General features: G+C 73.4%; 27 protein-coding genes. 10 read left to right on the top strand and 17 right to left on the bottom strand.

Translation table 11 applies throughout. The features are described 5' to 3' along the window. Window positions 1–165 precede the first annotated feature (165 nt). Window positions 166–963 (bottom strand): lytic polysaccharide monooxygenase, encoded by a 798-nt coding sequence (locus tag ACBR40_RS41225; protein ID WP_371252222.1) that lies wholly within the window; start codon window positions 961–963, stop codon window positions 166–168. Window positions 964–1,093: 130 nt separating this feature from the next. On the opposite strand from ACBR40_RS41225, the gene ACBR40_RS41220 reads away from it, so the two are divergent. Both ACBR40_RS41220 and ACBR40_RS41215 read left to right on the top strand, forming a co-directional pair. After that, window positions 1,094–2,269 (top strand): sensor histidine kinase, encoded by a 1,176-nt coding sequence (locus ACBR40_RS41220; protein ID WP_371252221.1) that lies wholly within the window; start codon window positions 1,094–1,096, stop codon window positions 2,267–2,269. A 147-nt stretch (window positions 2,270–2,416) separates the two neighbouring features. After that, a complete protein-coding gene (locus tag ACBR40_RS41215; protein ID WP_371252220.1) occupies window positions 2,417–2,887 on the top strand; it encodes a hypothetical protein in 471 nt (156 codons plus the stop codon). 32 nt (window positions 2,888–2,919) lie between these two features. Here ACBR40_RS41215 and ACBR40_RS41210 read toward each other — a convergent pair whose 3' ends face one another. From ACBR40_RS41210 to ACBR40_RS41195, 4 genes are read right to left on the bottom strand one after another with little or no spacing between them, the layout of a single operon-like run. Continuing rightward, window positions 2,920–4,152, bottom strand: a complete 1,233-nt coding sequence (locus ACBR40_RS41210) for a site-2 protease family protein (protein ID WP_371252219.1) — start codon at window positions 4,150–4,152, stop codon at window positions 2,920–2,922. Between the two features lie 57 nt (window positions 4,153–4,209). After that, entirely contained in the window at window positions 4,210–4,719 is a 510-nt protein-coding gene (locus tag ACBR40_RS41205; protein WP_371252217.1) for an N-acetyltransferase family protein, read from the bottom strand. Continuing rightward, entirely contained in the window at window positions 4,716–5,189 is a 474-nt protein-coding gene (locus ACBR40_RS41200; protein WP_344213275.1) for a protein-tyrosine phosphatase family protein, read from the bottom strand. The genes ACBR40_RS41205 and ACBR40_RS41200 overlap by 4 nt, the downstream gene beginning before the upstream one ends. Beyond that, window positions 5,189–5,758, bottom strand: coding sequence for a CGNR zinc finger domain-containing protein (locus tag ACBR40_RS41195; protein ID WP_371252216.1), 570 nt, complete (start codon window positions 5,756–5,758; stop codon window positions 5,189–5,191). Before ACBR40_RS41195 ends, ACBR40_RS41200 begins: the two co-directional genes overlap by 1 nt. Window positions 5,759–5,956: 198 nt before the next feature. On the opposite strand from ACBR40_RS41195, the gene ACBR40_RS41190 reads away from it, so the two are divergent. The 3 genes from ACBR40_RS41190 (at window position 5,957) to ACBR40_RS41180 (ending at window position 8,488) form a co-directional block, all read left to right on the top strand. Further along, a complete protein-coding gene (locus ACBR40_RS41190; RefSeq protein WP_344213279.1) occupies window positions 5,957–6,340 on the top strand; it encodes an STAS domain-containing protein in 384 nt (127 codons plus the stop codon). A 33-nt stretch (window positions 6,341–6,373) separates the two neighbouring features. Further along, a complete protein-coding gene (locus ACBR40_RS41185) occupies window positions 6,374–7,096 on the top strand; it encodes a class I SAM-dependent methyltransferase (protein WP_371252215.1) in 723 nt (240 codons plus the stop codon). Between the two features lie 168 nt (window positions 7,097–7,264). Beyond that, window positions 7,265–8,488 carry a S1C family serine protease gene (locus tag ACBR40_RS41180; protein ID WP_371252214.1) on the top strand — a complete coding sequence of 408 codons (1,224 nt, stop codon included), beginning with the start codon at window positions 7,265–7,267 and terminating at the stop codon, window positions 8,486–8,488. 68 nt (window positions 8,489–8,556) lie between these two features. Here the strand turns inward: ACBR40_RS41180 and ACBR40_RS41175 are convergent, their stop codons facing one another. The 8 genes from ACBR40_RS41175 to ACBR40_RS41140 all read right to left on the bottom strand — a co-directional run bounded on the left by ACBR40_RS41175 (window position 8,557) and on the right by ACBR40_RS41140 (window position 14,305). Further along, window positions 8,557–9,444: a geranyl diphosphate 2-C-methyltransferase gene (locus ACBR40_RS41175; RefSeq protein ID WP_344213285.1), complete on the bottom strand. Its 888-nt coding sequence runs from the start codon at window positions 9,442–9,444 to the stop codon at window positions 8,557–8,559. Further along, window positions 9,441–10,583, bottom strand: a complete 1,143-nt coding sequence (locus ACBR40_RS41170; protein ID WP_371252212.1) for a family 2 encapsulin nanocompartment cargo protein terpene cyclase — start codon at window positions 10,581–10,583, stop codon at window positions 9,441–9,443. The genes ACBR40_RS41175 and ACBR40_RS41170 overlap by 4 nt, the downstream gene beginning before the upstream one ends. Before the next feature lie 40 nt (window positions 10,584–10,623). Continuing rightward, the gene (locus tag ACBR40_RS41165; RefSeq protein WP_371252211.1) at window positions 10,624–11,991 is read right to left on the bottom strand and encodes a family 2B encapsulin nanocompartment shell protein; all 1,368 of its coding nucleotides are present in this window, start codon (window positions 11,989–11,991) and stop codon (window positions 10,624–10,626) included. Window positions 11,992–12,171: 180 nt separating this feature from the next. Then, complete coding sequence (locus ACBR40_RS41160; RefSeq protein ID WP_371252210.1) at window positions 12,172–12,474, bottom strand: EthD family reductase; 303 nt, start codon at window positions 12,472–12,474, stop codon at window positions 12,172–12,174. Window positions 12,475–12,536: 62 nt separating this feature from the next. Beyond that, on the bottom strand, window positions 12,537–12,815 hold the full coding sequence (locus ACBR40_RS41155; protein ID WP_344213293.1) for a hypothetical protein: 279 nt from the start codon (window positions 12,813–12,815) through the stop codon (window positions 12,537–12,539). Window positions 12,816–12,892: 77 nt separating this feature from the next. Continuing rightward, a complete protein-coding gene (locus ACBR40_RS41150; protein ID WP_344213295.1) occupies window positions 12,893–13,255 on the bottom strand; it encodes a hypothetical protein in 363 nt (120 codons plus the stop codon). Window positions 13,256–13,261: 6 nt separating this feature from the next. Further along, window positions 13,262–13,828 carry a hypothetical protein gene (locus ACBR40_RS41145; RefSeq protein ID WP_364461861.1) on the bottom strand — a complete coding sequence of 189 codons (567 nt, stop codon included), beginning with the start codon at window positions 13,826–13,828 and terminating at the stop codon, window positions 13,262–13,264. Between the two features lie 15 nt (window positions 13,829–13,843). Next, window positions 13,844–14,305, bottom strand: a complete 462-nt coding sequence (locus ACBR40_RS41140) for an Hsp20/alpha crystallin family protein (protein WP_344213301.1) — start codon at window positions 14,303–14,305, stop codon at window positions 13,844–13,846. 204 nt (window positions 14,306–14,509) lie between these two features. On the opposite strand from ACBR40_RS41140, the gene ACBR40_RS41135 reads away from it, so the two are divergent. Further along, window positions 14,510–15,844: a hypothetical protein gene (locus tag ACBR40_RS41135; RefSeq protein ID WP_344213303.1), complete on the top strand. Its 1,335-nt coding sequence runs from the start codon at window positions 14,510–14,512 to the stop codon at window positions 15,842–15,844. 41 nt (window positions 15,845–15,885) lie between these two features. On the opposite strand, the gene ACBR40_RS41130 is transcribed toward ACBR40_RS41135, so the two are convergent. Next, window positions 15,886–17,286, bottom strand: a complete 1,401-nt coding sequence (locus tag ACBR40_RS41130; protein WP_371252209.1) for a hypothetical protein — start codon at window positions 17,284–17,286, stop codon at window positions 15,886–15,888. 450 nt (window positions 17,287–17,736) lie between these two features. Between ACBR40_RS41130 and ACBR40_RS41125 the strand changes: the two genes are divergently transcribed. After that, the gene (locus tag ACBR40_RS41125) at window positions 17,737–18,216 is read left to right on the top strand and encodes a hypothetical protein (RefSeq protein ID WP_371252208.1); all 480 of its coding nucleotides are present in this window, start codon (window positions 17,737–17,739) and stop codon (window positions 18,214–18,216) included. Window positions 18,217–18,254: 38 nt separating this feature from the next. On the opposite strand, the gene ACBR40_RS41120 is transcribed toward ACBR40_RS41125, so the two are convergent. Both ACBR40_RS41120 and ACBR40_RS41115 read right to left on the bottom strand, forming a co-directional pair. Further along, complete coding sequence (locus tag ACBR40_RS41120) at window positions 18,255–18,710, bottom strand: Clp protease N-terminal domain-containing protein (RefSeq protein WP_371252207.1); 456 nt, start codon at window positions 18,708–18,710, stop codon at window positions 18,255–18,257. Window positions 18,711–18,720: 10 nt separating this feature from the next. After that, window positions 18,721–18,924 (bottom strand): helix-turn-helix domain-containing protein, encoded by a 204-nt coding sequence (locus ACBR40_RS41115; RefSeq protein WP_170223733.1) that lies wholly within the window; start codon window positions 18,922–18,924, stop codon window positions 18,721–18,723. A gap of 52 nt (window positions 18,925–18,976) precedes the next feature. On the opposite strand from ACBR40_RS41115, the gene ACBR40_RS41110 reads away from it, so the two are divergent. Further along, the gene (locus tag ACBR40_RS41110) at window positions 18,977–20,410 is read left to right on the top strand and encodes an FAD-dependent monooxygenase (protein ID WP_371252206.1); all 1,434 of its coding nucleotides are present in this window, start codon (window positions 18,977–18,979) and stop codon (window positions 20,408–20,410) included. A gap of 3 nt (window positions 20,411–20,413) precedes the next feature. On the opposite strand, the gene ACBR40_RS41105 is transcribed toward ACBR40_RS41110, so the two are convergent. Then, window positions 20,414–21,928, bottom strand: coding sequence for an FAD-dependent monooxygenase (locus ACBR40_RS41105; protein ID WP_344214068.1), 1,515 nt, complete (start codon window positions 21,926–21,928; stop codon window positions 20,414–20,416). Window positions 21,929–22,134: 206 nt separating this feature from the next. Here ACBR40_RS41105 and ACBR40_RS41100 point away from each other — a divergent pair, with 206 nt between their 5' ends. Beyond that, complete coding sequence (locus ACBR40_RS41100; RefSeq protein WP_344213313.1) at window positions 22,135–23,334, top strand: cytochrome P450; 1,200 nt, start codon at window positions 22,135–22,137, stop codon at window positions 23,332–23,334. A 23-nt stretch (window positions 23,335–23,357) separates the two neighbouring features. Next, window positions 23,358–24,311, top strand: a complete 954-nt coding sequence (locus tag ACBR40_RS41095) for an NAD-dependent epimerase/dehydratase family protein (RefSeq protein WP_344213315.1) — start codon at window positions 23,358–23,360, stop codon at window positions 24,309–24,311.

The raw sequence follows: 24,311 nt of genomic DNA, 5'->3' as shown, positions 1-24,311 counted from the left end.
GGTCGGCGGGCGCGGGGCGGGCGGGCAGCGCGGCGAGGGCGGAGGTGATGGCCGGGCCGTAGAGGGCGTGCTGCGCGCGGCTGATGGTCGCCTCCCAACGTCGTACGACTAAGGCAAGCCTAAGTTAATACAACGTGCGGCGAGCGCAATCCTGGTAGCCCCCGGTCACCTGCGGCGGCCCGCCCGGAGACCCACGAAGGCGGCCGTTCCCACTCCTGCGGTCAGCAGGACGCCCACGCCGAGCTGCCACGGGACGCCGACCGGCGCGGCCGGGCCCTGGGCCGGCGGCTGGAGCGCGGGAGCGTTGCCCTTGCGGGCGGCGGCGGTGAAGACGACGTCGGAGCAGGAGTAGTAGGTGTCCGGTGTGTCGGAGTTCTGCCAGATCGTGTAGATCAGGTGGCGTCCGGTCCTGCCGGTGGGGAGCCGGCCTTTGAAGGCGTACGAACCGTCGGCGAGCTTCGGGTCCTTGACCGTGAGGAACGGCTCGCGTTCCAGGGACGACCAGCGCAGCGGCTCGGCCGGATCGTAGCCGGGCTTCGTGACGTACAGGCGGAAGGTGCCCTTGTGCGGAATCGTGCCCCGGTAGCGGAAGGTGAAGCCGGCGCCGGGCCGCAGCTTGGTGGCCGGCCAGTCCTTGCGGGCCAGGTCCAGCCCGCGGAAGCCCGGCAGGCCGCCGCTGCACAGCTTGCCGTCCGGGATGACCCGGCGGTCCCTGCCCGCGACGTTGGCCACCCTGAGGTTGTCCCATTCGCCGGGCAGGGCCGAGCCCGCGACCTTGGCGGCGGCCCGGCAGGCCGCGTACGTGTCCGTCCCGCCGCAGGCCGCGGCCCTGCTGAGCGGGCTCTCCAGCGCGCCGTGCGCGTCCGCGGGGCCGGCGATCATGGCCATCGACAGCAGCAGCCCGCCGGCCGCGCTCGTGATCCGGTGCCGCAACGTCCCGACCTCCCCGCTCGGCGTTCTCACCCCGAGGTACGGAAGCCGGGCGGCGGCGGTTCAGCGGGCCCGCGACCGCCGGGAATCACCCCGGAGGTGGACCCCGCGTGCGGCGCTGGGCTGATGACCGCCCCTCCTTCCGCTCCCTAGGCTCCGCTTCATGGCCGACGCTTCCCGTGATCCCCGCACGACGACGTGGCCGGAGCCGATCGACTGGCTGCCGGCCGCGCTGATCGGCCTGCTCGCGCTCGCCGAGGAGCTGCGGGCCGCCGGCGGGGCGGTCCCCGGGCTCTGGGCGGTGGCGGCGGTGCCGGCCGCGGCCCTGGTGCTGGTGCGGCGGCGCCGGCCGGTCACGGTGATGGGCGTGTTCACGGGGATCAGTCTGGCGGCGTACCTGCTGGCCGGTCGGCCCCCGGGGGCCTGGCAGTGGCACGCCGCGCTGCTGCTGCTGTTCACCGTACTCAGCCAGGCCCCGGCGACCGGCGCGCGGGGACTGGCCGGGATCGGGATGAGCGCGCTGTTCCTGTCGGCGCAGGTGCTCGCCGAGCCTGCGGCGGTCGGTGAGCACCTGGTCGCGGGCGCGCTGGCCCTCGTCGCCGGGATGGCGGGCGTCACGGTCCGCCGCCGGCGCTCCCCCGGCGAGCCGCCGGCCGCTCCCGAGTCCCCCGACGTGGTGGCGGTGGCGCGGGAGCGCGCCAGGATCGCCCGCGAGCTGTACGACCTCGTCGCCCACAACGTCAGCGTCATGGTGCTCCAGGCCGGCGGCGTACGGCTGCTCCTGCCCAGGGAGCTGAGGCAGGAGCGCGAGGCGCTGGCCCTGATCGAGGAGACCGGGCGCGGCGCGGTGGAGGAGCTGCACCGCACGCTGGACCTGCTGCGCACGGACCCCGACACCGGCGAGACGGCCCCCCAGCCCACCCTCGACCGGCTCGCCGAGCTGGTCGCGCACCTGCGCTCGGCGGGTCTGGACGTGGCGCTGCGGATCGACGGCACGCCCCGGCCCCTGCCCGCGGGCCTGGACCTGTCCGCCTACCGCATCGCCCAGGACGCGCTCGCGAACGTGCTCAAGCACCCCGGCCCCACGCAGGCCCTGGTCAGGATCACGCACGGCGAGGCCGAGCTGCGCCTGGAGATCACCGGAGAGTGGCCGCGCGACGGCCGGCCCGGCCCGCTGCCGCCGCCGGGCGGTGACGGGCTGACCGGGATCAGGGAGCGGGTGGCGCTCTTCCGCGGCGCCATGGACGCAGGGCTCCACGAGGACGGCGGTTACCGGATCCACGCGGTGCTGCCGCTCCCGTCCTCCGCCGTGGCGGCACTCGGCGCGCGACGGCCCTGACCGGCGGCGTCCGCCGGAGGGGCAGGACGGCCGGCGGTAGGGCTGTCCCCACCTGCGGCTCGGGTGTGCGCGGGCATGAACAGGACCCTCATGGCGGCGGAAACTGCTTCTGGTACCGCTCGTCACCCGCCCCTCTGGGAGAACCTCATGACCACACCGCCGCTCGCCGCCCCCGCCTCGGTCAAGACCGCCTCGGCACTCTGGTTCGTCGCCGTCGGAGCCGGTGTGTTCGAGGCGGCCCTGGCCGTGTCGGGCATGATCGCCGCGGGGACGGCCTCGTTCGCCTCGCTGGCCGGTGGCCTCGGACTGCGTCTGACGATCTTCGCTGCCGCGATCTTCCTGGCCGTACGGCTGAGCCAGGGCCACAACTGGGCGCGGGTGTCGCTCGCGCTGTCCCTGGGGGTCTTCGGCACGTTGTCGCTGGTGATCGAGCCGATCCAGTGGTTGCTGGCGGGGAACTCGGTCGTGGAGTTCTTCGGCGACGCCGACCTCATGACCCTGTTGTTCACTTTCAGCCGGGTCATCCACCTGGCGGCGGTGCTCGGGGCGATGAGCATGATGTTCGGCCCGGCGGCCAACCCGTTCTTCCGCCGCCTCCGGCCTGCCGCCGCGCGGTAGGCCTCCGGCCTGCCGCCGCGCGGTAGCCCCTCTCAGACCTCGGTGCGGCGGTGCTCGCGCTCCCCGGGCTTGGGCTCGGGCTCGGGCTCGGGCCGGCGCTGGGGCGGGACGGCGAGGTCGGCGCCGCGCGGGTGCGGGTAGGGGTCGTGATGGTGCAGGCCGGCGGTCTGGATCGCCCGGCTGATGTCGCTCGGCGTGAGCAGGCCGACGAGCTGCCCGGAGGGGCCGAGCACCACGGCGCGGCCGTCGGCGCCGCCGTTCATCCGCGGCAGCAGGCCGAGCAGCGGCTCGTCGGGGACCGCCTTCGGCACCTGGTCGGGCGGGCAGGCGATGTCGGCGAGCCGGGTGGTCTCCCGCGCCTCGGGCCGCACCTGGCGCAGCCGGTTGAGCGTCACCAGCCCGAGGAAGCTCCCGTCGGCCGCCACCAGCGGGTACGTCGACAGCCGCCGGCTCAGCACCAGCCGGTCGATGAGCCCGGCGACGGTCTCGTCCGGCGAGGCGGTGACGGGCCGGGCCGACATGACCTCGCCGACCGTCACCCCGTGCAGCGTCGCGCCGAGCTGGGCCTGCTGCTCCTCGGCGCTCGCCGCGTTCACCAGGAACAGGCCGATGAGGACGAGCCACAGCCCCTGGAAGCCCAGCCCCGAGACGACCTGGAGGAAGCCGAGCGCGATGAGCACGTAGCCGAAGACGCGGCCGGCGCGGGCGGCGGCCACGGCGGCGCGTACCCGGTCGCCCCAGCGGGACCAGAGCGCGGCCCGCAGCACTCGCCCGCCGTCCAGCGGCGCGGCCGGGACCAGGTTGAAGACGGCGAGCAGCACGTTGACCGCGGCCAGGTAGCCGAACATGCCGGCCACCAGCGGCACGGCGCCGCTCACCAGCGCCAGCGCCGCGAACACCACCGCGCACACGAAGCTGGTCACCGGCCCCACGACCGCGATCCGCAGGTCGGCGCCCGGGGTGCGGGGCTCGCTCCGCAGCTCGGCCACCCCGCCGAGCAGCCACAGCGTGATCCGCGGCACCTCGATGCCGTTGCGCTGGGCGACCAGGGCGTGCGCCAGCTCGTGGGCGAGCAGCGAGGCCAGGAAGAGGACGGCGGTGCCCACGCCGACCAGCACGTACGCCACCACGGGGTAGCCGGGGAAGGCGAGCGGGAACTGCCCGAACGACAGCCCGGCCACCAGGATGACCACGATCACCAGCACGCTGATGTTGAGCCCGACCACGACCCCGCCGACGCGGCCCAACCGGAACGACGAACGCATCTGTCTGCTCCATCCGCTCGGATGGGGTCCGGCTACCCGCCAGTCACCGAAGAAACCTCAGGTCAGCGGGCGTTCCATCAGCGTCGTGTCCACCCAGCGGCCGAGCTTGAAGCCGACCTCGGTCAGCCGGCCCGCCTCGGTGAAGCCATGCCTGCGGTGCAGGGCGATCGAGCGGTCGTCGCCCGCGTCGGCGATGACGGCGATCATCCGGCGCAGCCCGGCCGCCGTCGCGCCGTCGATCACCGCGGCCAGCAGCGCGCCGCCGAGGCCGCGGCCGACGTGGCCGGGAGCCAGGTAGATGCTGTCCTCCACGGTGTGCCGGTAGGCGGGCTTGGGCCGCCAGGGTCCCGCGTAGGCGTAGCCGGCGACCTCGCCGCCGACCTCGGCGACGAGGAAGGGGAAGCCGCGGGCGGTCAGGTCGGCCAGCCTCGCCTGCCAGTCCGCCACCGTGGGCGGGGCCTCCTCGAAGGTGATGACGGTGTTGGCGACGTAGTGGGCGTTGATCGCGGTCACGGCCGCCAGGTCGGCGGGGACGGCCGCGCGGATGACGGCGTCGGAGTGCGTCACGGGCGGTCGCCTTTCATGAGGTCGCCTTTCGTACGATCACTTGGGAAGCGGGCGATCCACCGGCGCTGCCAGGGGGTCTCGACCGCGCGGGGGTGGTGGTGCTCGCGGGTCCAGGCGAGCGCGGCGGCCGGGTCGAGGCCGGACAGCACCGCCAGGCAGGCGAGCACGGTGCCGGTGCGCCCGACGCCGCCTCCGCAGGCCACCTCGACCGCCTGGCCGGCCCGCGCCCGCTCGCGCAACTCCCCGATGCGGCGTACGGCGAGGTCCCGGTCGCGCGGCAGCAGGAAGTCGGGCCAGTCGAGCCACTCGTGCGGCCAGGTCAGCGCGGCGTCGTGGCGGCGGCGGAGCCGGTCGGAGCCGAGGTAGAGCCCGAAGTCGGGCCGCGGGCCCGGCGGGAGCGGGTGGCGCAGGCCCCGGCCGCGTACATGGAGGCCGTCCGGCAGCCGGATCGCCCCTTCCAGCGCCGCCATCAGCTCGCGCTCCGCAGGCGGGCGCGGTGGCCGGCGACGTTGACCCGGTTGCCGCACCGGTCGGGCATGCAGTACGCCCGCCGCCCTCCCCTGCTGACGTCCACGAACACGCCACGGCAGCCGGGCGCGGCGCACGGGCGGAAGCGGGAGTGGCCGAGCGTGCGCACCGCGCCGAGCAGGCCGATGCCGATCACGGCGGCCAGCTCGGCGGCCAGGGGCGCGCCCGGCGCGGTGGGCACGTGCCACTGCCAGGCTCCGGCGTCGTCGCGCCGCAGGACCGGGGAGCGTCCCGCGCGCCCGGCCAGCACCATGGCCCCGGCCACGGCCTGCTCCTCGGTCTCGGTCTCGATGACGCCGCGGACCTCGCGGCGCAGCAGGTGCACCTCGTGGAGCGCGGCGTCGTCGGGCGGCGGGGCGTCGAGGACGAGGCCGTGCCTGGCCAGGAGGCCCGCCAGCGCGGCCGGGCGGGGCAGCGCGTCACCGGCCGCGCCCCGCACCGTCGGCGAGGTGCTGACCAGGTCGTTCGCCACCGCCACTCCGGTGGCGTAGCCGGCGATCGGGATGTCCATGAGCCTCCCTTGGTAACCGTTGTAGGAGGATTATAACCCTTACGCTAGCGCACGCCGCGCCCCCTCCGGCAGGGTAAGAATTCGACAGCCGCATCTTCTAAGAAGGGCGGCGCCCGGCTATCGTGCGGTAAAGGCGAACCAACGCCTTGTCCATGTTCTCTGAGAATTCGCACTCGAATTCCGATCGGTGGGCATTGCATGCTGGATCTCACGTTCGCCGTGCAGAAACTGCCGGGCGTGTGCGTGATCTCCGTCGCGGGCGAGATCGACTCCGCCACGGCTCGCGCGTTCGACCTCTACATCCAGCGCCACCGGCGCGCTCCCGGCGAACACGTGGTCGTCGATCTCAGCGAGGTCACCTTCCTCGCCAGCGCGGGGCTGCGGGTGCTGCTCAACACCCACGCCTTCGCCCGTCAGCACGGCGGCGTGCTGCATCTGGCCGCGCCGCATCCCAAGATCGCCGGGTTCATGGAGCTGACCCAGGCGAACACCGTGCTGCACGTGCACGAAACGGTGGAACAGGCCGTGATCGCCGCTCTCCAGCAGGCCAACGCCCAGGAGAAGACCCTTACGGAAGCCTGAGCGGCTTCGTGACCGATGGGTCAGAATGGCCGGATGTCTGCTGAGACTTCCTACGACTACGACCCGATCGCCGAGGGGTACGCGGCCGAGAACGAGAAGAGCCTCGTGAACGCGTACTACGAGCGGCCCGCGATGCTGGAGCTCGCCGGGGACGTGGCCGGGCGGCGCATCCTCGACGCCGGCTGCGGCGCGGGCCCCCTTTTCGCCGCGCTGCGCGAGCGGGGCGCCGTCGTGACCGGCGTTGACGCGAGCGCCGGGATGCTGGAGCTGGCCCGGCGGCGGCTCGGCGCCGACGCGGACCTGCGGGTCGTCGACCTGGCCGGCCCGCTGCCCTTCCCCGACGACACGTTCGACGACGTCATCGCGTCCCTGGTGCTGCACTACCTGGAGGACTGGGGGCCGACGCTGGCCGAGATCAGACGCGTGCTGAAGCCCGGCGGCCGGTTGCTCGTCTCGGTCGACCATCCTTTCGTCATCACGCTCACGCAGCAGATGGCCGGCGAGAAGCCCAAGTACTTCGAGACCCGTAACCGGACCGAAGAATGGGTCATGGGCGGGCAGACCACCACGCTGAGCTTCTGGGACCGGCCGCTGCACGCGATGACCGAGGCCTTCACGGCGGCGGGCTTCCGCATCAGCGTCATCAGCGAGCCGCCCGCCGTGCCGGAAGCCCGCGAGGTGTTCCCCGAGCAGTTCCGCGACCGGCCCGGCCTGCGGTTCCTGAGCTTTCTGTTCTTCGTGCTCGAAGCCGGCTGACGCGGTGCCTCTTGCCGGAAATTTCGACAAATTTCCGGCCCCTCCCCCTACGCCCGGCCAGCGACGATAAGGCCGGCGTCAGGGCGCGACAAGTGACCCGATCTTTCCCTTAACCAGCTCTTACCGGGCATTGATCAGTCTTGTGTCATCGGGACGCTAGGAGATGACATGAACGCGAACGACCCCCGCGAGCAGGCCGCCGGTGGCTGGACCCAGTTCGGTGACACGCCGCCCACGGTGGGCGGGTTCCCCAGGAAGGAGCCGGTGGGCCCGGCGCTGCCGCCGCCGCCTCCGCCGTCGTCGCGGAGGACGGTGTTCGCGCTGAGCCGCAAGGCCGTCGCGGGGCTCGCGCTGGCGGCCGTGACCGCACTCGGGGCGTCGGCGGTCGGCGGCGGGGCGGTGGGGGCGTACCTGGCCGGGGCCGACCGCCCGGCCGCCGTCGCCACGGCGAGCGCGGCGAGCCCGGTCTTCCGTACCGTGGCCGACCAGCTCACGGTGGCCGAGGTGGCGGCGAAGGTGCAGCCGTCGGTGGTGATGATCCAGGGCCAGTCGGCCGAGGGCTCCGGCGTGGTGCTGTCGGAGGACGGGCTGATCCTCACCAACAACCACGTCGTGGACGGGCAGGGCACCGCGCTGACCGTCAAGTTCAACGACGGCAGGACGGCCAAGGCCAAGGTGGTCGGCACCGACCCGGCGACGGACCTCGCGGTGATCCGGGCCGAGGGCGTGTCGGGCCTGGCCAAGGCCACGCTCGGGGACAGCGACCAGCTCAAGGTGGGCGACGACGTGCTGGCCCTCGGCAGCCCGCTCGGCCTGGACGGCACGGTGACCGCCGGCATCGTCAGCGCGCTCGACCGTACGGTCACCGCCGGCGACGGCGGCGGCGGTCAGCAGTTCCCCTGGGGGCAGCAGCAGCAGAGCAAGACGACCACGCTCGGCGGCATGATCCAGACCGACGCCGCGATCAACCCGGGCAACTCCGGCGGCGCCCTGGTCAACGCGGCCGGCGAGCTGATCGGCATCAACAGCGCGGTCTCCGCGCAGGGCGTCAACCTCGGCTTCGCCATCCCGGTGAACACCGCCAAGAAGGTGTCGGAGCAGCTCATCAGCAAGGGCAAGGTGAGCCACGCCTTCCTCGGCGTGAGTGTCACCGACGCGACCGGCGACGTGCCCGGCGCGCTGATCCGCCAGGTGACCGAGGGCAGCCCGGCGGCCAAGGCCGGGCTCAAGCAGGGCGACCTCATCACGAAGATCGGCGACACGCCGGTGGACGGCGGCGACACGGTCGTGGGGCAGGTCCGCGGGTTCACGGTGGGGCAGCAGGTGCGGATCACGTATCTGCGTGACGGCAAGGAGAACGTCGTCACCGCCACGATGCAGGAGCAGAAGTAAGGGGGGCCGGGCCGCCCCGGAGGGGGGCCGGGCCGCCCCGGAGGGCGGCCCGGCCGGTGGGGGAAGGCTCAGACGCGGTCGGCGGCGATGAGCAGGTACTGGAAGCTGCCGTTCTGGTAGGCGTCCAGGAACGCCTGCTCGATGCCGGTCGCCAGGTGGCTCTGGGCCCGCAGCTCCCAGTAGGGGATGGTGGCCGCCGTCATGTCGATGACGCTGCACGGCACGAGCCGGTTGGCCACCAGCTCCTTGAAGTAGGTGCTGCGGGAGTGGATGTCGCAGATGTAGTGGGCGTTGATCTGGCTGATGGCCCGGGACGGCAGGCCGTAGGCGTCGTTGTAGCAGCCGGTGATGCAGACGTAGCGGCCGCCGCGGCGCAGCAGCCGGGCGTGCTCGGCGAACAGCAGCGAGAGCTCGACGTACATGGTGCTCTCGTTGTTCCAGATCGCGGAGTAGGCGCCGGTCTCGAAGCCGGTGTCGAGCATGTTGCGGAAGTGGAAGCGCACCTGGTCGGCGACGCCGCGCTGCCGGGCCTGCTCGTTGGCGAAGGCCACCTGCTCCTCGGAGATCGACACGCCGTCGACCTGGCAGCCGTGGCGCAGGTTGGCGAGGAAGCTGGAGCCGCCCCGGCCCGAGCCCGCGTCCATGACGCGGTCGCCGGGGCCCAGCGCGCCGAGGTGGCCGACCAGGGTCTCGGCCTGCTGGGTCTCCAGCCGGTGCAACTCGGCCACGAGGCGCTGCTCGCGGGTCTCCTCGGGACCCTCCAGCACCGACCAGTCGACGTGGCCGATGCCGTAGTGGTGGTGATAGAGGCCGTCGACCTCGCCCAGCCGGAGATTGACGGGGTTGCGCTCGGCGTTCCAGTAGTCGGCGACGGATCGCTGGTACTGGCTGCCGAGCACGGAGTTGTGCGCGTTCGTGGTGGTCACGCGGGCGAAGTCCTTTCTGATGACGGTCATGACTGGTAGCGGGCGCTGCTGCCGTGCCATTCGAGGCATCCGGCCATCCACGCCTGCGCGCCGCGCAGGAACCGCTTGAGCTCCGGCGACGGCACGCCGGCCAGCGCCTGCCGGCCGGCCTCGAATCCTCGGACGAAGTCGTTGTGCAGGTGTACGGCCCGCTCGGTCGCCTCCTCGACCGAGCAGCCCTCCTCGGCGGCGATGAGCAGGATCACGTTGCTGTCGGGCAGCTCGTCGGCCGCCTCCCTGGCCACCGAGTGCAGGTCGTTGACCAGCACGCTGGCGGTGCCCGCCTGCATGAGCGCGGTGTGGAAGCGGCGGTCGTAGAACAGGTCGGCGGGCAGGTGGTAGCCCCCGACGACGTCGATGAGCGTCATCGAGGTGTAGAAGCTGTCGTGCTGGCGGGCGGCGAGGTAGCGCCAGACCGGCGGCGGCGTCTTCAGGTAGCGCCAGGCGGCGTAGGCGCACCAGCTCACGTACATCTGGAACGTGATGCCGCACGCCCGCATCACCTGCGAGGGCAGGGCGTGCCTGCTCAGGTGGGAGGTGGCCGAGCGGAGCGCGACCAGCACGGGGTCGGCCGTGATCGTCTCCTCCAGCTGCCGGGTGTAGTCGCCGGCCGGCGGCGGCGGGTCCATGGCGGACATCACCAGCGCCAGGCGGGGCGGCAGCTCCGTCGGGGTGGCGCCGAGGTCGCTCTCGTCGGCGTAGTAGTCGTCGGCCGCCCACCAGGCGGTGTTCATCTGGGCGGCGACCAGCAGCAGGTCGGGGTCGTCGGTGTCGGGGTGGGTCAGCATGGCGAGCCGGCCGAAGCCGGTGCGGCCGAACTCCTCCAGCCGCCCCTCGTGCAGGCCCAGCCGCTCCGCCCAGGCGAGCAGCCGCCGGTCGACCTCCGCGCCGAGGTCGTCGTCGACGCGAACGGTCTCGGGGACCAGCAGCGGCGGATAGGAGCCGTCACCCCAGGGCTGCTCGCGATAGGGCAGCGGGGCCAGGCTGACGTGCGGGGACGGCCGCGCGGGGCCCGCCTCGTGCCCGTCGCCCTCCTCCCGCAGGGGGGCGGGGACGGGAGCGGCGGCGCGCAGGCTGAGCGCGGACGTTCCGAGGCCGGTGGGCAGGACCGGGAGCCGGTCGGCGGGCATGACGCTCCTCGCGGACGACGAAACAGGGGGAAGAGGCGGGTCAGGAGCGCGGCGCGGCGACGTCGGCGTTCTCCAGGATCCCGATCGCGTCGGGCACCAGGATCGCGGCCGAGTAGTAGGCGCTGACGAGATAGGACATGATCGCTTTCTCGTCGATGCCCATGAAGCGCACGTTGAGGCCGGGCTCGTGCTCCTCCGGCAGGCCGGTCTGGTGGAGGCCCACCACCCCCTGGTCGTCCTCGCCCACCCGCATGGCGATGATCGAGGTGGTCTGCTGCGCGCTGACGGGGATCTTGCCGCAGGGGAAGATCGGGATGCCCCGCCAGGCCGGGATCTCGTGCCCGTTGACCTCGGCGCTGCCCGGCACCAGGCCCCGCTTGTTGCACTCGCGGAAGAACGCGGCGATCGCCCTGGGATGGGCCAGCAGCAGGCGGGTCTTGCGGCGCATGCTGATGAGGTCGTCCAGGTCGTCGGGGGTGGGCGGCCCTGACCAGGTGGACAGGCGCTGGTCGTAGCCGGCGTTGTGGAGCAGGCCGAAGTCGGGGTTGTTGAGCAGCTCCCACTCCTGGCGTTCGCGGATCTCGTGGACCGTGAGCCTGAGCTGCTCCTCAAGCTGGTTCATCGGGTGGTTGTAGAGGTCGGCCACGCGGGTGTGGACGCGGAGGACGGTCTGGGACACGCTCAGTTCGTACTCGCGGGGGTGGAGTTCGTAGTCGACGAAGGTGCCGCCGATGACCGGCTCGCCGACGTGGCCGGCGGCGATCTCGACCGCGGCCTCGCCGCGGCTGTTGACGGGCCTGCGGGTGCTGTCGAGGTAGCGGTCGAGGTGGGCGCGCAGGCCGGGGGCGCGGGCGAGGACGCGCTGGAAGGCGGCCCACGGCGAGACCAGGATCGTGCCGGCGGTGGCCGCCCTGACCGTGCACGACCAGCGGGGGTCGTCCTGGCCGAGTGCCTCGTCGCCGAACTGGTCGCCGTCGGTGACGACGCCGAGGGACTCGGTGGCGCCGTATCTGCCGACGGCCTGCTTCTCCAGGCGGCCGTGGGCGACGATGTAGGTCTCGGTGACCGGCGTGCCGGCCGCCACGATCACCTCGCCGGGTGCGACCTCGCGCGGCGTGAACGTGGCGGCGAGGGCGGCCAGCACGTCGAGGTCGTCGTAGCCGCGCAGCGCCCGCAGCTCGGCCAGCGTCTCGGGGATGACGCGGACGTCGCCCGCCCCCTCCCGCACCACGCTCACCCGTCCGCGCCCCACCCGGTGGGTGAGGCGGCGGTTGACCCGGTAGGTGCCGCCGCGCACGTCGACCCAGGGCAGCATGCGCAGCAGCCACCGGGAGGTGATCGCCTGCATCTGGGGGCGGGTCTTGGTGGTCGTGGCCAGGGTGCGTGCGGCCCTGGTGTCCAGGCTCATCCGCTGTTCGGTGGGGTCCGTGGGCATCATCCCTCGCAATCGCCGGCGCCTCGTCACCGAACGTATTCATATGAACACGCTGGGCAGAGTAGCTCGGCGGACAGGTGATGCTTACCCCGGCTCTTTTTCTCCCGAGGCGTCAGGGCGGCCGCGCGGGGCCGCCGCCCTGACCCGCACTGCTCAGACGATCGTCCCCGCGGGCCCCATCAGCATCTCGACGCCGGCGCCGGCGAAGTTCGCCAGGTCGGCGGCCGTCGCCTGGCCTTCCTCGCCGGCCATCGCCGCGCCGAACGCGGCCTCGTCGTCGAAGGTCAGGACCGCGACGAGATGGTAGGGCGGCCGGTCCCCGGCGGGCCGCAGCGTCGTGTAGGACCGCAGCCCCGGCAGCCGCGCGGCCAGCGGGGCGTGCGTGCCGTCGTAGTGCTTGTCGAAGTCCTCGGCGCTCTCGGGGTGGTTGTAGAGCACGATGAGCTGGAACGCCATGATCCGCCTCCCTGGTCGTGGGTGCTTCGATCAAACCCCGGCCGGGGGCGCGGCACCAGACGTCAGGCGCCCAGATCGCGGACGATGTTGTCCAGCCGGTGCGCCAGGTTGTCGAGCATCTGGTCGGTCAGCTCCTTGCCGGGCATCCTGGCCATCAGCTCGTCACGGCGGGCGATCACCAGCCCCCGGTGCGCCTCGTCCACCTCGGCGTCGGGCAGCACCACGCACTCGCCGCGCACGTAGACCAGCGTGGCGTCGTCCCGGTCGGACTCCAGCAGCGCGCGCACGCACTCCCGGTCGATGAGCTGGGTGCCGGCGGCGCCCCTGCGCTCGTTCTTCATGGTCAGGTCTCCTTCTCGCTCCGGCAGGGCCCGATCGCCCTGCCCGTACTCACCCGCCCGTGCTCACCCGCCCGTGCTCACCCGAACGTGGGCGGCCCGCCGTCCGAGCGCGCCCTCCGCACGCCGAACGCCACCAGGTACGCCGCCGCCGCCAGCGCCACCACGGCCGGCACGATCGCCAGCGCCGGGTTGCCCGCCAGCAGCGCCCACACGGCCAGCACCACCCCGGCCAGCAGGACCAGGGCGACGGCGAGCAGCCGGAAGCCGAGCGCGCTCCTCGGCGGCGGCTGCTCCTCCGGGTCGCCGTGGCCGCCGCCGGAGACGCCGGGCACGCCGGTGTCGCTCACCTTCCCGGTCGCCGACTCGGCCTCGGGGGGCGGCGGCTCGCGCAGCACGGGCGCGAAGAACTCGTCGTCGGGGTCGCCTGCGGGTCTGTTCATGGGGGTTCACCTCGGGTTCCGTTCCAGGGCGTGCAGGAAGGGCGCGACGACCGCGTTCAGCTCGGACACCAGCGCCTCCAGCGACGCCTGTGCGTCGTCCAGATTGGGCAGGCCCGCGGCGCGGGCGTGGGTGGGGGTGGGCAGCCGGTCGGGCGAGAGCGGCGTGCGCAGCTCCAGCGTGGTCAGCGCGGTCGGCCGCTCGTACGGCGGCGCCGCGTACCCGTCCCCGCCGCCCTCCGGGCGGTGCCAGGTGTGCCAGCCGTCGGGCAGCGGCACCGGCGGGGGCACGGCGAGCTCGACCACGGCCAGCGGGCCGCGCGCCTCCTCGGGGCGGTGGCAGGCCGCGTCGAGCACGCGCGGATGGCAGCGTACGTAGGGCAGGTCCGTGACCGGGCGCATGGCGGCCTCCCACGCGCCCAGCGCGAAGCGCAGCGGGTCCAGGGTGACGCCGGCCGCTCCCGGCTCCCCCTCGACCGCCGCGAACAGCTGCCGCCACCTGCGCAGCTGCTCCCCGTAGCGGGTCTGCGCGCCCTCGTGGGCCGCGTCGATCCAGAACGCCTGGGTCCCGGCCATGGCCGCCTCGCCCGGTCAGCCCTTGATGGAGATGCGGCGCGAGCGGCCCTGCTCGGTCTTCGGCACGCGTACGGTCAGCACGCCGTCGCCGAGCTCGCAGCCGATCTTGTCGAGGTCGGCGTCGGACGGCAGGATCGTCCGGTAGACGAACGCGCCGGTGCGCCGCCTCAGCCTGGGCCCCCGCTCCTCCTCGGCGACCTCGCCCGAGACGCACAGCTCGTTGCCCTCGACCTCGACGTTGATCTCGTCCCGCCGCAGCCCGGGGAGCTCCGCGCGCACCAGGTACGCCTCCGCCGTCTCCTCGGTCTCGGCGACCGGCCGCCAGGCGGCGGTGTCGGCCTCGGCGCCCTGCTCGAACAGCCGGCCCATCTGGTCCCAGAGCTGCTGGAACTCGGTGAAGGGGTCCCACGAGCGGGCCGGCGGGCTCGCGCTCGCCCACGGCGCCGGTGCTCTGTGCCGCCTGGCGGGCAGTGCCATCGCTTTCACCTCCGTAACGGCAGGAACATGACCGTCCCTGCTCATGTGGTTCATCGCGTCCCTACCCGGCGTTCATCGGCAAACTCGGCGAAGCGCCGTTTCCTGACACTCCGGTGAACTGCGCTTGGGCGGGCGCACGCGCGCCGCCACCACCCCCTCACCTGCTTCGATTACTGTGAGTGATCACGTGAGGAGGGGATCACCATGGCACAGGAACCGAGGATCGACGTCGAGAGCAAGACCAGGACCGTCGAGAGCAGCCTGGCCCCGGAGCAGATCGAGCGCATCGCGAGCGCGCTCGGCGACCCGGGGGTCTGGTTCGCCACCCCGCCGGTGCGCGAGGGCGAGGCGGCCGAGCCCGACCTGGTGTGGGAGCTCGTGGCGGACAAACCGCACCGGGGCCACGTGGCGACCGGCCGGGCCCACGTCCACCTGGCGGAGGGGCGCACGGCGCCGGTCCGGCCGCTGATCTTCGCCGACGGCTTCAACTACGGCCCGAGCGACCTGGCGAGCATGTGGCGGCACTTCAACGCGCCGTACGAGCCGGGCGTCCCCGGGCTGCTCGACCAGCTCCTGGAGATGGGGCTCGACGTCGTCCTGCTGGGCTTCGACCAGCGGCAGGCGTACGTGCAGGCGAACGCGGCCGTCGCGGTGACCTGCCTGCTGCGCGTGCTGGAGACGCGGCGCGGCGACTCGCCGCTGATCGTGGGCGGCGTCGGCGCCGGCGGCATGATCACCAGGTACGCCCTGGCCCGTATGGAGAGCGAGGGCGTGGATCACCAGACCGACAAGTACTTCTCCTACGACACTCCGCACCTCGGGGCGTGGATCCCGCTGGTGCTGCAGCAGCTCGCCTACCTGCACGAGACGATCCAGCCGCGCCCCGACGGGGCCGGGCAGGCCGAGCTGATCCGCAGCCCGGCGGCGCAGCAGCTCCTGTGGGGCTGGCTGCCGGGCACGGGCTACTCGGGCCGGGTCACCGACTCCAGCCCGCTGCGCAAGGAACTGCTGGAGGACATGCGCCGGATCGGCTGGTTCCCGATGCGGCCGTACAAGCTGGGCCTGGTCAACGGCTCCGGCGACGGGCGCGGGCCGGACCTGCGTCCCGGCACGCCGGTGCTGGACCTGGGCGAGGGGCCGCTGCGGCTGGTGGCGAGGATCCAGCCGGACCAGGGCGAGCTGCGCAATGTCGGCGCGATCGGCTTCGGCGAGCCGGTGTGGACGAGCGCGACCTCGTACGTGGCGGCGTTCGACGGGGCGCCCGGCGGCACCCTGGACGCCTTCGGCCGGGTCGCGGACGCGATGGGGCTGCCGATCGAGGACCGCTTCCGCGGCACCTGCTTCGTGCCGTCGGTGAGCGCGGTCGCGCTGGCGCGGGACCCGCTGACGTGGCCGTCGGAGCTCTACACCGACCTGCGGCTGCTGCAGAAGGACGAGACGTTCCTCGACGCGTACTGCTGCGACAGCCGCAACTCCCCGCACGGCGCGGTGTCGGGGACGCTGGTGGAGTGGTTCGTGGACCAGCTCGCGGGCTGGTAGAGAAGGGACGAGGGGCGCCGGCGCGGCGCCCCTCCTGCGCGTCAGCGGCTGCCGCGGTGCAGCACCACGAGCTGGTCGCGGGTGGCGTTCTTGTCGCGGAAGGCGAGGGCGGCCGGGGCCTCGGCGCTGAAATGGCCGGGCAGCCGCTCGTCGGCGCTCCAGCTCGCGCCGTCGAAGGAGGCCCACCAGAGGCTCTGGTCGGCCGCGCCGCGGTGCACGACGTAGAGGCGGTCCTTGTAGACGGTGAGGGCCGGGCCCTCGGCCGAGAAGTGGTCGGGCAGCCGCTCGTCGCGGCTCCAGGAGGAGCCGTCCCAGCGGGTCCACCAGAGCGCCGTGTCCTCGCCGGCGCCGCGGTGCACGCAGTGCAGGTGGCCGCGGAAGACGGCGAGGGCCGGGTTGGACCGGCTGGCGTGGTCAGGGAAGCGGTTGTCCTGGCTCCACCTGCTGCCGTCCCAGACGGTCCACCAGAGGCTGTCGTCGTGCGCGCCGCGGTGCACGCACCACAGCTTGCCGTCGTAGGCGGCGAGGGCCGGGCTGCTCACGGTGAAGTGGTCGGGCAGCCGGGTGTCCTGGCTCCACCTGGAGCCGTCCCAGCGGGCCCACCACAGGGCGGTGTCCTGGCCGGCGCCGCGGTGCACGCAGTAGAGCTGGTCGTCGTACACGGCGAGCGCCGGGGCCTTCGCGCTGAAGTGCTTGGGGAAGCGCTGGTCCTCGCTCCAGCCCTGCTCGGCGTCGTAGACGGCCCACCACAGGGCGGCGTCGCCGTCGCTGCCGCGGTGGGCGACGTAGAGGCGGTCGCGGTACTCGGCGAGGGCCGCGCCGGTGGCGGTGAAGTGGTCGACGAAGCGCTGGTCCTCGCTCCAGCCCTCGCCGGGCTCGTGGACCGCCCACCACAGGCGGGCGTCACCGGCCGGCACGGCGCCCACGCGGGCCGGGACGAGCGAGGCGGGCGCGGTCCACGGCGAGACCAGGCGGGCGCCGTACGGGCGGGCGACCGAGCCGATCCAGCGGGCCTTGTTCCTGGCCGACCACTCGACGAGCGGCGTCAGCCAGCCGCCGAGCACCGCGCCCGCGGTCTCCCCGATCAGGGACGCCAGCTCGGCGGCGCGGGCGGCGGCCACCTCGTTGAGCTGGATCTCGAAGCCCCACCAGTGGGCCACGGGCCACACCTCGGCGCCGGTGGCGCGCAGCTCGCCCTGGAGGTGGCGGACGCGGTCCTGGTCCCGGGGGTCCAGCTCGGCGATGCGGCGCTCGCTCTCGTGCCTCGCCGCCAGCCACGCGACCTCGGCGGTGGCGCGGTCGGCGAGGTCGTCGTCCCGCAGCAGCTCGGTCTCGACCGCGAGGTCCACCGCGGCGGCGGCGAACGGGTCGTCCTGCGCCTGGAACAGCGTCGCCTCGTCGTCGAAGTCGAGCTGTGAGGTGTCAGCCCTGTTCTCGTCCATATCCAGCCCCCTGGGATGTGTGATGCGTACACGTACGAATCTGACACATAGTAACTGTGTGCGTTCACCCCGTTACGGAAGGGTTGGGGAAAGGAATTACCGCGCCGGTTTCCTGGCCGCCCCGCGCGCGCAGCGGAAGGGCCCGGTGGGGACGCGTGCGCCGTGTCCCCACCGGGCCCTTCCTATCCCTTTAAAGCGCTGTCGATGCCACAGGAGCCACCCAGTGCTCCGCCTCCCCTTCCCCTGGAACGGCTTTCCAGACCAGACGTTCGCGGCCGAGAATTGGACGCGCCCCACGCGGAGCCCGCTTCACCTGCTCTTATGCCATCCACAGGACGATGACAGGCTCTTCTCATCTTCGGTCAGCAGCATGTCGGGCGAGGGATGACCTCCGGGGCCGGGTTCATCAAGGATCGGCCAGGTCAGTCCCAGGATCGGATGTTTCGAGCAATGCGTTTCTCCAAGCCCATCACCGTGACCCTCGCCGGCGCCGCCTTCCTCGCCCTCCCGCTCTCCGGAGCCGCGCTCGCCGCGCCCGCGCCGCAGCCGTCCCACGCGGCCCCGGCCGCCCCGGCCCCCGCCGAGAAGCAGGACGCCCGCGACAGAAAGGACGCCGGGCCCCGGCAGGTCTCGCTCTCGGTGGCGGTCGATCCGTCCCGGGTGCGGGCCGGGCAGACGTACGGCGTGACGATCCTCGTCAAGGGCCAGACCTCCGGCACCGCCACGGTGATCAGCCCCGAGGGCAAGAGCTACCGCGTCAGCCTGTCCGGCGGCCGGGCCGTCAAGGAGCTGACCGTCCCGTCCCACGCCAAGGCCGGCACCCGGAAGGTGACCGTCGAGGTCGGCGGCAGGACGGCCACCGCCTCCTTCACCGTCGTCGCCCCGCGGCCGCGCGAGGACGACGACCGCCGCCACCGCGCGGCCGAGTAGCCGCCGTAGCGCCGCGACGGCGGGCGGCCGGGCTCCGGTCAGGCGAGCCGGGCGCGGGCGGCCGCCCGGTCGATGCCGAGCCTGTCGATGAGCTGCGCGACCGGGTCCGGCCGCTCGCGGTCGAGCAGGGCGAGCGCCATGATCCTCGGCGCCTCGCTCCTGCTGCGCATCGTCGTGCCCTTGACCGCCCGGTCGACCACGGCGCGCGCGTTGGAGGTGAGCGAGCCGCCCCCGAGCGGCGGGTGCCTGCGCGGCCTCGACGGCAGGTCCTCGGCGACGTCCACGCCGAGCATCCGCAGCGCCTCGCGGTCGAGGTCGCCGAGGGCCGCGCGGGCCCCGGCGACGTCCGCGCCCAGCGCCCGCGCGACGGGCTCGTGGTGGAGCAGGCCGAGCAGCAGGTGCTCGGTGCCCATGCGCCGGTCGCCGCGCTCCCTCGCCTCCTGGACCGCCGCCTTCACGATCACCCCGAAGGCGCTCTTCTCCCAGCCGAACATCCCGGGTGCCTCACTTTCCGTATTTGGCGTGCACCGACTGTCGTGACATGCCGAGCGCGTCGCCGATCTGCTCCCAGGTCCAGCCCTGCTCCCTGGCCAGCGCCACCGACACGGCCTCGACCTGCTCGGCCAGCCGGTGCAGCGCGCCGACCGCCCGCAGGCCCATGGCCGGGTCGTTCGACCTGATGCGCTCGGACAACTCTGTGACGTCCACGTTTGTCAGGCTAGATTGACAGCCGCGATTTTGTCAATCTAGCCTGACAGGCATGGAGAACGTGCTGATCGTGGGAGCGGGACCCGTGGGGCTCATGCTCGCGTGCGAGCTGAGCCTGGCCGGCGTCCGCCCGATCGTGCTGGACAAGCGTCCGGAGATCGGCGACCTGCCCAAGGCCAACGGCCTGGTGGGGCAGATCGTCGAGACCCTGGACCACCGCGGCCTGCTGGAGCGCTTCAGCGCCGGCAGCCCCTACGCGGGCCCCGCGCCCGGCTTCCCGTTCGCGGGCGTGCCGCTGCGCTTCGAAGGGGTGCCGGGCATCCCTCTGCGCGTCCTGGCCATCCAGCAGCCACGCCTCGAACGGCTGCTCGACGAACGGGCGCGGGAGCTCGGAGCCGACGTCAGGCGCGGATGCGAGGTGCTCGCGCTCGCGCAGGACGCGGAAGGGGTGACCCTGACCACCGGCCGGGGCCAGCTGCGCGCCCGGTACGCCGTCGGCTGCGACGGCGGCCACAGCCTCGTACGCGAGGCCGCCGGCATCGGCTTCCCCGGCGACACCGACAAGGAGAGGCTGATCGTCGGCCACTTCAGGACCGACGCCCACCCGCTGGAGGCCGGCATGGAGCCCGGCTGGAACCGCAGCCCCCACGGCCGGGTCCTGCTGAACTCGCTCCAGCCAGGGGTGCTCATCGCCGGCGTCCGCGAGCGCGGCGCGCCGCCCCGAGGTCCCGTGACCCTGGAGATGTTCCGGGCGGCCCTGCGCCAGCACCTCGGCCGCGACCTGCCGCTCGGCGAGCCGATCTGGCTGTCGTCCACCGTCGCGCAGGCCCGGCTGGCGGAGCGCTACCGGGCGGGCCGGGTGTTCCTGGCGGGCGACGCCGCGCACCTGTTCCCCGCGGGCGGCGCCGCGTTGAACGTGGGCATGACGGACGCGGTCAACCTGGGCTGGAAGCTGGCCGCCGTGCTGCGCGGGCGAGTGCCCGGGGAGCTGCTGGACACGTACGAGGCCGAACGGCGTCCGGCCGGGGCGCGTACGCTCACGCAGACCCGCGCCCAGGCGGCCGTGGACCGGGTGGACGGCGAGGACGGCGCCGCGCTGCGCGCGCTGCTCGGCGAGGTGTTCGCCTTCGAGGAGCCGGTCCGCCACCTGGCCGGGCTGCTGTACGACTCCGGGGTGCGCTACGACCCCGGAGCCGCGGACGCGCACCCGGCCGTCGGCAGGCCGGCGCCCGACCTGGAGCTGGCGGACGGGCGGCGGGTGGCCGAGCTGCTGCGGAGCGGCCGTCCGGTGCTGCTCGACCTCGGCGGCGGCACGGACGGCCTGGCGGAGGACGACTGGATCGAGGTCGTCCACGCCGCCGCCGGGCGGCCGCCCGCCGACGCACTGCTGATCAGGCCCGACGGCTACGTGGCGTGGGCGGGCGCCGCCGGGCTGGCCGAGGCGGCCGGGAGGTGGTTCGGGGCGGTCGCCGCGAGCCGCGCCTGACGGTCAGCTCATGGCCAGCGCGCGGCGGAGCACGCCGTCCGGGGTGTCGCCGCGCCAGGCCACGTGCTGGTCGGGGCGGACCAGGGTCAGGGGCTCGTCAGGAAGCGGCACGAGCTCCAGGGGGACGCCGAGGTCGCGGGCCTCCGCCTCCAGGGTCTTGGCGCCGGGCGCGTCCGGGTCGCCGAGGAGGCTGAAGCCGCGCCCGAGGCGGTCGTAGAGGGAGACGCCGGGGGCGAGCCAGCGGTGCGGGAGGCGTTCGCCGGCGCCGTCGGCGACGATCGGCGAGCCCGTGTAGACGTAGCCGAGCACCAGGTCCAGGCTGTGGAACTCGCTGTGCTTGGTGCGCAGCACGGCCTCGGCCACCGCCGGGCGCACCTTCTCGAACTCGGCCTCGTCGCCCATCAGCGCCGGGTCGGCCAGCTCGGGGGCGAGGGTGGCCATGTTCGCGGCGGCGGCCTCGATGGTGTCGGCGGCGATCGGGCGGCGCTCGGCCTCGTACGTGCCCAGCAACGCGGCCGGCGCCCACCCGTTGAGCACGGCGGCGAGCTTCCAGCCGATGTTGACCGCGTCGCCGATGCCGGTGTTGAAGCCGTGGCCGCCGTAGGGAGGGTTCTGGTGGGCGGCGTCGCCGGCCAGGAACACGCGGTCGCTCGCGTAGCGGTCGGCCAGCAGCATGCGGGCGGTCCACGGGTCGGTCGCGAGGATCTCGACCTCCAGGTCGTCGTCCCCGGCCAGGTTGCGGACGAGCCGCACCGGGTCGGCGTCCTCGGCCCGTACGCCCTGGGCGATGCACCACCAGGTGTCCTTCAGGTCGAGGCGGCCGGTCAGGCCGGGCTGGGCGGGGTTGAGCACCCAGTAGTGGACGGCGGGGCCGTGCGGGACGCGCTCGGCGAGGCCGGGGGCGCGGAAGACGATGTTGAAGTTGGGCCGGGCGTCCTGGCGGCCCTCGTAGCGGGCGCCGATGGCGGCCCTGGTGACGCTGCGCGGGCCGTCGCAGCCGACCACGTACGCGGCCCTGACCTCGCGCTCCTCGCCCTCGCCCGACACGATCCGCACGGTGACCCCGTCGCCGTCCTCGGTCAGCCCGGCCACCTGCCAGCCGGTGAGCAGCGCGTCCCCGGCCGCCTCGCGCAGGATCTCCTCGACCAGCGGCTGGGGCGCCTGCTGCCCCGGCTCGGCGGCGAGGTCGGAGCCGACCAGGTCGAGGCCGAAGCAGCCGCCGATCCTGGCGATCTCGCGGCCGAGCAGGCTGTTGACGAACACCGCCTGGTCCGACCACGACACCGCGAGCGGGGCGCGGGCGCGTAACGTCTCGGCGAGGCCCCAGCGGCGCAGCAGCTCCATCGTCCTGGCGGAGGTGGTCTTGGCGCGGGGGCGCAGCCACGACACCGTCTCCCGCGGCTCGACCACCAGGCTCCGCACGCCGTGGTGCGCCAGCTCCACGGCGGTCGCCAGGCCGACGGGCCCGCCTCCGGCGACCAGCACGGGCACCTGCTCGGGCACGCCCGCCTTGTCCATCTCCACCGTCCCCAATCGTCCTCGGAAGTTACGGGCATGCTCCTGGCGTCCCGTCGCCACCGTCAAGGCGCCCGCGGGGGCCCAGGATCGCGGAAAGGTGATCAGGCGCGGTACGAACCCATAACTGATTGAAGATCACACTAGAGGCACCCCTCCCGCATTGTTACGGTTTACGCCACACCAACGACGATCATTCAGGGGTACGCATGTCCGAGTCCTCGGTGATGCCGCTGCACATGCGGCGCGCGCAGTTCGACCCCGCGCCGGACCTCGCCGCCGCGCGCGAGGAGTCGGGCGTCACCCGGATCACGACCGCGTTCGGCGCCGACGCCTGGCTGGTGAGCCGGCACGCCTACGTCCGCGAGGTCCTGGGCGACGCCGAGCGGTTCCCGATCGCCAAGCAGACCATCGCGCGGCTGCCCGGAGCGCCCGAGATGACCCCGGAGCAGCTTGCCAAGATCAACGCGGGCAACCTGCTCGGCCAGGACCCGCCGGAGCACACCCGGCTGCGGCGCATGCTGACCCCCGAGTTCACGCTCCGGCGCATGCGGCGCCTGGAGCCCCGGGTCAAGGCCATCATCGACGAGCACCTGGACGCCATGGAGGCCGCCGGTCCGCCCGCCGACCTGGTGCCGTCGTTCGCGCTGCCGATCCCGTCGCTGGTGATCTGCGAGCTGCTCGGCGTGCCGTACGAGGACCGCGCCGGGTTCCAGGAGCGCACCAGCCGGATGCTCGACGTCACGGTGCCCGCCGAGGAGCGGGTGGCGCTGCAGTTCCAGTCGCGGGCGTACATGGAGGACCTGGTCGGCCGCATCCAGGCCGACCCCGGCGAGGACCTGCTGGGCATGCTGGTCCGCGAGCACGGCGACGACCTCACCAAGGACGAGCTGATCGGCATCGGCAGCCTGCTGCTGTTCGCCGGGCACGAGACGACCTCCAACATGCTCTCGCTCGGCACGCTGGCGCTGCTCCGCCACCCGGACCAGCTCGACCTGCTGCGCAAGGAGCCCGAGCGCATCGAGGCGGCGGTGGAGGAGCTGCTGCGCTGGCTCAGCATCGTGCACTCCGGCACCACCAAGGTCGCCGCCACGGAGACCCGGCTCGGCGACACCGTCATCGCGGCCGGCGACCTGGTAATCTGCTCCCTGCCCACGGCCAACAGGGACTCCGGGCTGGTGCCGGACGCCGACCGGTTCGACCTGACGCGCGGCGATCACGGCCACCTGGCGTTCGGGCACGGCATCCACCACTGCCTGGGGGCGCCGCTCGCCAGGATGGAGCTGAAGACGGCCTTCCCCGCGCTGTTCCAGCGCTTCCCCGGGCTGCGGGTGGCCGACGGCGCCGAGCCGGTGTTCCGCTCGTTCAGCGTCGTGTACGGGCTGTCCTCCCTCCCGGTCGCCTGGTGACGCCTGCGGGTTACGCTGCGTCCATGCGAGTAGTCGTGATCGGCGCGAGTGGCCACATCGGCACCTATCTCATCCCCAGGCTGGTGGACGCCGGCCACGACGTCGTGGCGGTGAGCAGGGGCAAGCGGGAGCCCTACACCCCGCACGGCGCCTGGCGACGGGTCACCGCCGTCTCGGCGGACCGGGAGGCGGAGGACGCGGCCGGCACGTTCGGGCGGCGGATCGCCGACCTGGAGGGCGACGCGGTCATCGACCTCATCTGCTTCGAGGAGGCGAGCGCCCGCCACCTGGCCGAGGCGCTGACCGGGCGGGTCCGGCACTTCCTGCACTGCGGCACGATCTGGACGCACGGCCCGAGCGCACGGGTGCCGACGACCGAGGACCGGCCGAAGCGGCCGCTCGGCGAGTACGGCAAGCGCAAGGCCGCGATCGAGGCGTACCTGCTGGAGCGGGCGCACCGCGACGGGTTCCCCGCGACGGTCATCCACCCGGGCCACATCACCGGGCCCGGATGGGTGCCGGTCAACCCGGCGGGCAACGTCAACCCGGCCGTCTTCCAGACCCTCGCCGACGGGGAGGAGCTGGCGCTGCCGAACTTCGGCATGGAGACCGTGCAGCACGTGCACGCCGACGACGTGGCCAGGCTGTTCATTGACGCGCTGGCCACGCCGTCGGCGTCGGTCGGCGAGAGCTTCCACTCGGTGGCGGCGGGCGCGCTCACGCTGCGCGGCTACGCCGAGGCGGTGGCCGGGTGGTTCGGGCGGGAGGCGCGGCTGACCTACCTGCCGTGGGAGCGGTGGCGGGCCACGGTGTCCGAGGAGGACGCGGCCGTCACCTACGACCACATCATGTACAGCCCGCACTGCAGCATGGCCAAGGCGGAGCGGCTGCTCGGCCACCGGCCCCGCTACGAGGCGCTGGAGGCGATCGAGGAGGCCGTCGGCCGGCTGGTGGAGACGGGCGCCGTCACCGTCTGA

Origin of the sequence: Nonomuraea sp. AD125B (assembly GCF_041402765.1) — a bacterium.
Lineage (GTDB): Bacteria > Actinomycetota > Actinomycetes > Streptosporangiales > Streptosporangiaceae > Nonomuraea > Nonomuraea bangladeshensis.
This window is presented reverse-complemented; position numbering and strand designations above follow the sequence as displayed.

Coding starts and splice junctions, on each gene's coding strand:
- ACBR40_RS41170 (WP_371252212.1), bottom strand. CDS start 10,583: ATGCCCGCCGACCGGCTCCCGGTCCTGCCCACCGGCCTCGGAACGTCC.
- ACBR40_RS41180 (WP_371252214.1), top strand. CDS start 7,265: ATGAACGCGAACGACCCCCGCGAGCAGGCCGCCGGTGGCTGGACCCAG.
- ACBR40_RS41195 (WP_371252216.1), bottom strand. CDS start 5,758: ATGGACATCCCGATCGCCGGCTACGCCACCGGAGTGGCGGTGGCGAAC.
- ACBR40_RS41100 (WP_344213313.1), top strand. CDS start 22,135: ATGTCCGAGTCCTCGGTGATGCCGCTGCACATGCGGCGCGCGCAGTTC.
- ACBR40_RS41155 (WP_344213293.1), bottom strand. CDS start 12,815: ATGAAGAACGAGCGCAGGGGCGCCGCCGGCACCCAGCTCATCGACCGG.
- ACBR40_RS41175 (WP_344213285.1), bottom strand. CDS start 9,444: ATGACCGTCATCAGAAAGGACTTCGCCCGCGTGACCACCACGAACGCG.
- ACBR40_RS41190 (WP_344213279.1), top strand. CDS start 5,957: ATGCTGGATCTCACGTTCGCCGTGCAGAAACTGCCGGGCGTGTGCGTG.
- ACBR40_RS41125 (WP_371252208.1), top strand. CDS start 17,737: ATGCGTTTCTCCAAGCCCATCACCGTGACCCTCGCCGGCGCCGCCTTC.
- ACBR40_RS41095 (WP_344213315.1), top strand. CDS start 23,358: ATGCGAGTAGTCGTGATCGGCGCGAGTGGCCACATCGGCACCTATCTC.
- ACBR40_RS41185 (WP_371252215.1), top strand. CDS start 6,374: ATGTCTGCTGAGACTTCCTACGACTACGACCCGATCGCCGAGGGGTAC.
- ACBR40_RS41120 (WP_371252207.1), bottom strand. CDS start 18,710: ATGTTCGGCTGGGAGAAGAGCGCCTTCGGGGTGATCGTGAAGGCGGCG.
- ACBR40_RS41135 (WP_344213303.1), top strand. CDS start 14,510: ATGGCACAGGAACCGAGGATCGACGTCGAGAGCAAGACCAGGACCGTC.
- ACBR40_RS41215 (WP_371252220.1), top strand. CDS start 2,417: ATGACCACACCGCCGCTCGCCGCCCCCGCCTCGGTCAAGACCGCCTCG.
- ACBR40_RS41130 (WP_371252209.1), bottom strand. CDS start 17,286: ATGGACGAGAACAGGGCTGACACCTCACAGCTCGACTTCGACGACGAG.
- ACBR40_RS41110 (WP_371252206.1), top strand. CDS start 18,977: ATGGAGAACGTGCTGATCGTGGGAGCGGGACCCGTGGGGCTCATGCTC.
- ACBR40_RS41200 (WP_344213275.1), bottom strand. CDS start 5,189: ATGGCGGCGCTGGAAGGGGCGATCCGGCTGCCGGACGGCCTCCATGTA.
- ACBR40_RS41220 (WP_371252221.1), top strand. CDS start 1,094: ATGGCCGACGCTTCCCGTGATCCCCGCACGACGACGTGGCCGGAGCCG.
- ACBR40_RS41165 (WP_371252211.1), bottom strand. CDS start 11,991: ATGAGCCTGGACACCAGGGCCGCACGCACCCTGGCCACGACCACCAAG.
- ACBR40_RS41105 (WP_344214068.1), bottom strand. CDS start 21,928: ATGGACAAGGCGGGCGTGCCCGAGCAGGTGCCCGTGCTGGTCGCCGGA.
- ACBR40_RS41160 (WP_371252210.1), bottom strand. CDS start 12,474: ATGGCGTTCCAGCTCATCGTGCTCTACAACCACCCCGAGAGCGCCGAG.
- ACBR40_RS41150 (WP_344213295.1), bottom strand. CDS start 13,255: ATGAACAGACCCGCAGGCGACCCCGACGACGAGTTCTTCGCGCCCGTG.
- ACBR40_RS41140 (WP_344213301.1), bottom strand. CDS start 14,305: ATGGCACTGCCCGCCAGGCGGCACAGAGCACCGGCGCCGTGGGCGAGC.
- ACBR40_RS41210 (WP_371252219.1), bottom strand. CDS start 4,152: ATGCGTTCGTCGTTCCGGTTGGGCCGCGTCGGCGGGGTCGTGGTCGGG.
- ACBR40_RS41145 (WP_364461861.1), bottom strand. CDS start 13,828: ATGGCCGGGACCCAGGCGTTCTGGATCGACGCGGCCCACGAGGGCGCG.